This window comes from Pseudomonadota bacterium, from assembly GCA_030859565.1.
Taxonomy (GTDB): domain Bacteria; phylum Pseudomonadota; class Gammaproteobacteria; order JACCXJ01; family JACCXJ01; genus USCg-Taylor.
In genome coordinates this window covers 26260-32703 of record JALZJW010000030.1, presented here as the reverse complement: position 1 = coordinate 32703, position 6444 = coordinate 26260, and the positions used below count along the sequence as shown (strand labels likewise).

Genomic DNA, 6444 nt, shown 5'->3' with positions numbered 1-6444 from the left:
GGCCTTCTTTTCTGATGTCCTCATCAATGCCTTTAGCCCATGTATCCACACATTGGTGAGAAATGCGGGCTAGCGTCTTCGAGTTGGACGGTCGCGCCGGCACGAATGAATTGAAGGAGATTTTCCAAAGGTCGAGCAGTCCCCTTCGGTACCCGAAGCCGTCTGCGCTGCTTCAGCATTTGCTCAGCTTCGCAACAGACACCGACTCCATCATCCTCGATAGCTTTGCCGGCAGCGGGACGACGGCGCACGCGGTGCTGGCGTTGAACAAGGAAGATGGCGGCAACCGCCGGTTCATCCTCTGCCAGATGCCGTTCGAGACGAAGGAACAGGAGCAGAACAAGGAGAACATCTGCGAGAGCATCACGGCGGAGCGCGTGCGGCGCGTGATCAAGGGCGTGCCGCAGGCGAAGGACGAGGCGCTGCGCGCCGGGCTGGGCGGGACGTTTTCGTATTTCCGGCTTGGCAAGGAGCTGCGCAAACAGGCGATCCTCGACGGCAAGGATTTGCCGAGCTACCAGGCGCTGGCCGGCTACGTGTTCTTCACGGCCACGGGCGAGGAGTTTCAGGCGAAGAACGTGAATGCGCCCTTCATCGGCACGAGCCGCGAGCGCGACGTGTACGAGCAGGACATCGAGAAGCTCAAAGACATGGCGCTGAATCTCGACCTGGCGCGCTCGATCGCGAAGCGCAGCGACCGCAAGAAGCTCGTCTTCGCGCCGACGAAGTATCTTGATCAGGATTATCTCGACCGGCTCGGCATCGAGTTCTGCCAGTTGCCGTTCGAGATTTACCAGAGGGCGCAGAGCAAATGATCCAGCTCAAGGATTACCAACAGGACACGCTGAAGGGGGTGCGCGTGTATCTCGAGGCGCTGTGGGAGTTGCGCGCCAAAGACGCGAAGGCGAGGGAGATTGATCCTGAACTCCGGATCGATTGGCCGGCAATGACTTGGGAGAACGTAAAAGGCGGCCAGTATTTCCCGCGCCGCAATGGACTGCGCCAGCCACTGCCGTCGTTCTGCCTCAAGATTCCGACCGGCGGCGGGAAGACGCTGCTGGCGACGAAAACGGTCGATCTGGTGAATATGCACTTCCGCAAGGGCAACCGCGGGCTGGTGCTGTGGATCGTGCCGACGGCACAGATTTACAACCAGACGCTCGCGGCGCTGAAGGATCGCGATCATCCCTATCGTCAGACGCTCGATAACGCTTCCGGTGCGCGGACGCTGATCCTGGAGCGCACCCAGCAATTCACGCCGGCAGACATCGAACAAAATCTCTGCGTGCTCATGCTGATGCTGCCGGCGGCGGCGCGGCAGACGAAGGAGACGTTGCGCATGTTTCGGGACAGCGGGGGTTTCGATGCGTTCTTTCCGTCGGAGGAAGACTATGCCGGGCACTCCGCACGGTTGAACGAAGTGCCGAATCTCGACACATTTGACGTGAGCGAATTCAGCGCGCGGCAAATTAAGACATCGCTCGGCAACACGCTGCGGCTGCTCCACCCGCTGATCATCCTCGACGAGGGCCAGAAGGCATACAGCTCGCTGGCGCGCGAAACGATCGAGGGGTTCAACCCGTGCATGATCGTGGAGCTATCGGCGACGCCACCGCAGAGCGCGAACGTGCTCGTGGACGTGAAAGGCACGGCGCTGGAGCGCGAGGGGATGATCAAGCTCGACCTGCACGTGCACAACGACACGTCGGTCGACTGGAAAAAGACGCTGCTTACGGCAGCAGAGCGGCGCGACTTCCTCGAAGAACAGGCGCGTGAGCATGAAGCGCAGACCGGGAAATATATTCGCCCGATTTGCTTGATTCAGGTGGAGCGAACTGGCAAGGATCAACGCGACGGGAAGCACATCCACGCGGAGGACGTGCGCGAATATCTGCATAAGCGGCACGGCGTGACCGCGGACATGGTTGCGATCAAGACGAGCGAGAAGGACGAGCTAAAGGAAGTGGATGATGTCGGCGGGCTGCTTTCGCGGAACGCTTCGACCCGCTACATCATTACCAAGCAGGCATTGCAGGAAGGTTGGGATTGCCCGTTTGCCTACGTGCTCACGGTGCTGACGAATCCGACTTCCAAGACCGCGCTCACGCAGCTCGTCGGCCGCATCCTGCGCCAACCCGATGGGAAGAAGACAGGCAACCGCTGGCTCGACGAGAGCTATGTCTATTGCTTCCAGCGCAAGGGCGCCACGCTCCTGAAGGAAATTCGCGCAGGCTTCGGTGCGGAAGGGCTTGGCGATCTCAAGGCCCGAATCATCGACGAAACCGGGCGCGCGGACCGTGGCAGCGAGATCGAGATTTTCCCACGCGAGCGTTTCAAGGCGCAGGCGGAGCATCTGGTGCTGCCCGCGTTCATGATCAAGGACGGCCGCGGGTGGCGGCCCGTGCATTACCAGCCGGACATTCTCGCGCGTGTGGCGTGGGGTGAGGTGAAGATTGACGCGCTGCTGAAGCTGACACTGCCCGACGAAGACACCACGGGTCGGCACACCCGCCACGGGCTCGGTGAAAAGGTCATGCAGGATAACGAATTTGAACGCGCGGAGCGTCTCGAAATAGCGGGCGGCGACGAACCGAATTGCGCGTTCGCGGCGAGCCATTTGCTCGACGTGATGCCGAATCCGTGGCGCGGCAATCAGATCGCGCGCGAGGTCTTCGCGAAGCTCGCCAAGCGCTACGACCAGCGGCGGATTCTCGACAGCTACGTCTTCGTGCTCGACGAGATGCACCGGCAGTTGCTAGCAGAGCGCGACCGACTGGCGCGGCACGTTTTCCATGGATTGCTAGAGAAAGGTACGATGCGCTTCATGGTCGTGACGGATGAATTCGCATGGAGACTGCCGAAGACGCTGACGATCCCGGAGCGCGAGCCGCGGGCGAACAGCGAAATCGGCAAGCCGTATCAAATAAGCTTGTTCGAAGACATGCCCGCGTCCGGCTTCAACGATCTGGAGCGCTCGGTCGCGACGTTTCTCGATTCGCAGGAACAGCTCTTCTTCTGGTATCGCAACCGCTCGCGCCACGACTATTTCGTCCAAGCCTGGCAACCCCACCGTATCTACGCGGATTTCATTTTCACGACAACGCGCGGCGATGACGACGAACCAGAAATTGACCGGGTCTTCGTCGTCGAGACGAAAGGCAAACACCTCGCTGGCGTCAAAGACGCCGAAGGAAAGCTGACGGATACCGGCTACAAGCGCGATGTCTTCACACTTTGCACGAATGTAGCGAAGCAGAAGAAGTGGAGTGAACTGGTGCCATTCATGACGTGCCGGGCCATGCGATTCGAGGTCGTGGATGAAGACGGATGGAAGGCACGACTCACTGCGCTTGTTGGGAACGACGGCTGAGTGCTTATCCTCTGGCCAGTGCCCGATCCTCGTCGATGTCGGGCGGGAGCCAATGTAGGATGCGCTTCCTACCTCAGCGCATTCTACAAGCTCGGCGGATCAGGAACGCGGCGAGCGTAGCCCGTAGGGCGGATGCCCGCCTGCCTGCCGCAGGCAGGCCAGGGCGATCTGCCGCATGGAATTTTATCGCCACCACTCATTCGGCGGATTAGCCAGGTGCACGGATGCACCGCTTTGCGCTCCTATAACAAGGACGGAAAGCCAGGCACAGGGATGTTGCCTGCTTGGCGCCCCGAGGACGAAACACCAAAAAACGGCTTCCGCCCTGCGCGCTATGTGGCAAATTGTCGCGGTGTTCCTGCGGCGTCTGTCAGCGCCAACCGTAAATAGTGTAATCGAGTTTCGCAGGAAACGACGGCGTGTGGATGGAAGATTGTCCCGTTGGTGTGTATACTTGAGCGTAGATACATCAGAGTAAGCGATGAAGACCGCAAAGATTTTCACGCACGGGCACAGTCAAGCGGTGCGCCTGCCAAAGGAGTTCCGCTTCAAGGTCGATGAGGTCTATATCGAGAAGTCTGGCGAAGACATCATTCTGATGCCTAAGAAGCCGGACCCCTGGCGTAATGTCCGCGCTGTGGTTGGAAGGTTCAAAGGCCGGCTGGATCGTGCTCAAGCCGAAGCCTTCGACCATCGAGACTGGCCCACGTGAGCTACATGCTAGATACAGACATTTGCATTTATCTTTTGACCGACCGAGTGCCGGAAAAGCGCGAGCACATCCTCGCTCGCCAACCCGAGGAGCCGTTACTGCTTTCGGCAGTCACGGTGTCGGAATTGAGCTACGGTGTAGAGAAGAGTAAGTGGCGTAAGGCGAATACCGCTTTGCTCGATAGATTCCTGTGCGACTTCCAAGTCTTGCCCTATGATGAGAAGGCAGCACAAACTTGCGGTATCGTCCGAGCCGCTCTTGAGAAGAAGGGGCGCCCTATCGGTCCTATGGATACCCTGATCGCGGCTCATGCGGTCAGTATCGGGGCCACGTTGATCACGCACAACACACGGGATTTCGGCCGCGTGGCTGGTTTGACTATTAATGATTGGACGATACCGGCGTAGCCCCCGCGGGTTATCGCGCGGCCCGCATGCAAACCCTCGGAAGGCGGCGAGCGACGCCCTCTCAAACCGCCGCCAGATCCCCCTTCTGCTCCAGCCACACGCGGCGATCGGCGGCGCGCTTTTTCCCGAGCAGCATGTCCATGAGCTCGTCGCTCCGGTGATCTTGCGCTAGGGTGAGCTGCACCAGGCGCCGGGTCTCGGGCGCCATCGTGGTTTCGCGAAGCTGCAAGGGATTCATCTCCCCGAGCCCCTTGAAACGCTGCACGTTGACCTTGCCCTTGAGTTTCTCGGCGGCGATCCGATCGAGTACGCCTTGCTTCTCCTCGTCGTCAAGGGCGTAAAAGACCTCTTTGCCGATATCGATGCGATAGAGCGGCGGCATCGCGACATGCACGTGCCCCGCGGCCACCACGGGACGGAAATGGCGTAGAAACAGAGCGCAGAGCAAGGTAGCGATGTGCTGGCCGTCGGAATCCGCATCCGCCAAGATGCAGATCTTCCCGTAGCGCAAACCCTCGATCCGCGGCGATCCCGGGTCCACGCCGATCGCGATAGCGATATCATGTACTTCCTGGGAACCGAGGACCTGGCCAGGATCCACTTCCCAGGTATTTAAGATCTTACCGCGGAGCGGCATCACCGCCTGGAATTCCTTGTCCCGCGCCTGCTTGGCCGAGCCACCGGCGGAATCTCCCTCGACCAGGAACAACTCGCTGCGGGCCGGTTCTTGGGAAGTGCAGTCCGCGAGCTTGCCGGGCAACGCCGGACCTCCGGTAATCTTCTTGCGGACGACTTTCTGCTCCGCCTTGAGCCGCCGCTGGGCGTATTCGATCGCGAGCGCCGCGATGCGCTCGCCGGTTTCGACGTGCTGATGCAACCACAGGCTGAAAGAGTCGCGCGCCACCCCGGAAACGAAGGCCGCGCACGCGCGCGAGGTCAAGCGTTCCTTGGTTTGTCCGGAGAACTGGGGTTCCTCGAGCTTCACCGAGAGCAGATACGCACAGCGTTCCCAAACGTCTTCCGGCGCCAGCTTGACCCCGCGCGGCAGGAGATTGCGAAACTCACAAAATTCCCGCACGGCGTCGGCGAGCCCTTGCCGCAGACCGTTCACGTGGGTGCCGCCCTGTACCGTCGGCACAAGATTCACATAGCTCTCGGTGATGATGTCGCCCTCGTCCGCGACCCAATGCAACGCCCAATCGACCGCCTCGTGCGTACCTTCCAGACTCCCCGTAAACGGCTGCGGCGGCAGAAGATCACGTCCGGCCAAGGCCTCCGAGAGATAGGCCGTGATTCCGTCTTGGTACTGCCATTCCTGGTGCTCGCCACTGTCCTCGTCCGCGAACCGGATCAGTAATCCCGGACAGAGCACCGCCTTCGCGCGCAGCACGTGCTGCAAGCGCGGGATGGCGATTTTCATGGTGTCGAAGTAACGCGCATCGGGCCAGAGGCGGATCGCCGTTCCGGTATTATGCCGTCCCACCGTGCCGATGACCTCGAGCGCGGTCTTTTTTTCGCCGCCTTCGAAAGTCATTTGATATTCGCGGCCGTCACGGCGCACGCGCAGCTCCAAGCGCCGCGACAGCGCGTTGACGACCGAGACCCCCACCCCGTGTAAGCCACCCGAGAAGCGATAGTTTTTGCCCGAAAACTTTCCTCCGGCGTGCAGCCGCGTCATGATCACCTCGGCGCCGCTCACTTTTTCCTCGGGGTGAATATCCACCGGCATGCCGCGGCCATCATCGGTCACGGTCGCGGACCCGTCGTGATGCAACTCCACGTCGATGCGCTTGGCGTAACCCGCGATCGCCTCATCGACGCTGTTGTCAACTACCTCTTGAATCAGATGATTGGGGCGCGAGGTATCGGTGTACATCCCTGGCCGGCGGCGAACCGGATCGAGTCCGATGAGGACTTCGATGTCGGCCGCATCGTAGCGTCGATTCACGTACCGG

5 protein-coding genes are annotated in these 6444 nt (G+C 60.5%); 4 read left to right on the top strand and 1 reads right to left on the bottom strand.

Going from position 1 to position 6444, the window contains the following annotated elements; translation table 11 throughout:
* Nucleotides 1-179: 179 nt before the first annotated feature.
* From M3436_06565 to M3436_06550, 4 genes are all read left to right on the top strand, one after another.
* The gene (locus tag M3436_06565) at nt 180-815 is read left to right on the top strand and encodes a site-specific DNA-methyltransferase (GenBank protein MDQ3563801.1); all 636 of its coding nucleotides are present in this window, start codon (nt 180-182) and stop codon (nt 813-815) included.
* Nucleotides 812-3370, top strand: coding sequence for a DEAD/DEAH box helicase family protein (locus M3436_06560; GenBank protein ID MDQ3563800.1), 2559 nt, complete (start codon nt 812-814; stop codon nt 3368-3370). The genes M3436_06565 and M3436_06560 overlap by 4 nt, the downstream gene beginning before the upstream one ends.
* A gap of 481 nt (nt 3371-3851) precedes the next feature.
* Nucleotides 3852-4082 carry an AbrB/MazE/SpoVT family DNA-binding domain-containing protein gene (locus tag M3436_06555; protein ID MDQ3563799.1) on the top strand — a complete coding sequence of 77 codons (231 nt, stop codon included), beginning with the start codon at nt 3852-3854 and terminating at the stop codon, nt 4080-4082.
* Nucleotides 4083-4087: 5 nt separating this feature from the next.
* On the top strand, nt 4088-4489 hold the full coding sequence (locus tag M3436_06550; protein MDQ3563798.1) for a type II toxin-antitoxin system VapC family toxin: 402 nt from the start codon (nt 4088-4090) through the stop codon (nt 4487-4489).
* Nucleotides 4490-4550: 61 nt separating this feature from the next.
* On the opposite strand, the gene parE is transcribed toward M3436_06550, so the two are convergent.
* A complete protein-coding gene (gene parE / locus M3436_06545; protein MDQ3563797.1) occupies nt 4551-6437 on the bottom strand; it encodes a DNA topoisomerase IV subunit B in 1887 nt (628 codons plus the stop codon).
* Between the last annotated feature and the right edge of the window lie 7 nt (nt 6438-6444).

Bases quoted from the DNA above. Each gene is read 5' to 3' on its own strand.
- M3436_06550 (MDQ3563798.1), top strand. From the start codon at position 4,088: ATGCTAGATACAGACATTTGCATTTATCTTTTGACCGACCGAGTGCCG.
- M3436_06560 (MDQ3563800.1), top strand. From the start codon at position 812: ATGATCCAGCTCAAGGATTACCAACAGGACACGCTGAAGGGGGTGCGC.
- M3436_06555 (MDQ3563799.1), top strand. From the start codon at position 3,852: ATGAAGACCGCAAAGATTTTCACGCACGGGCACAGTCAAGCGGTGCGC.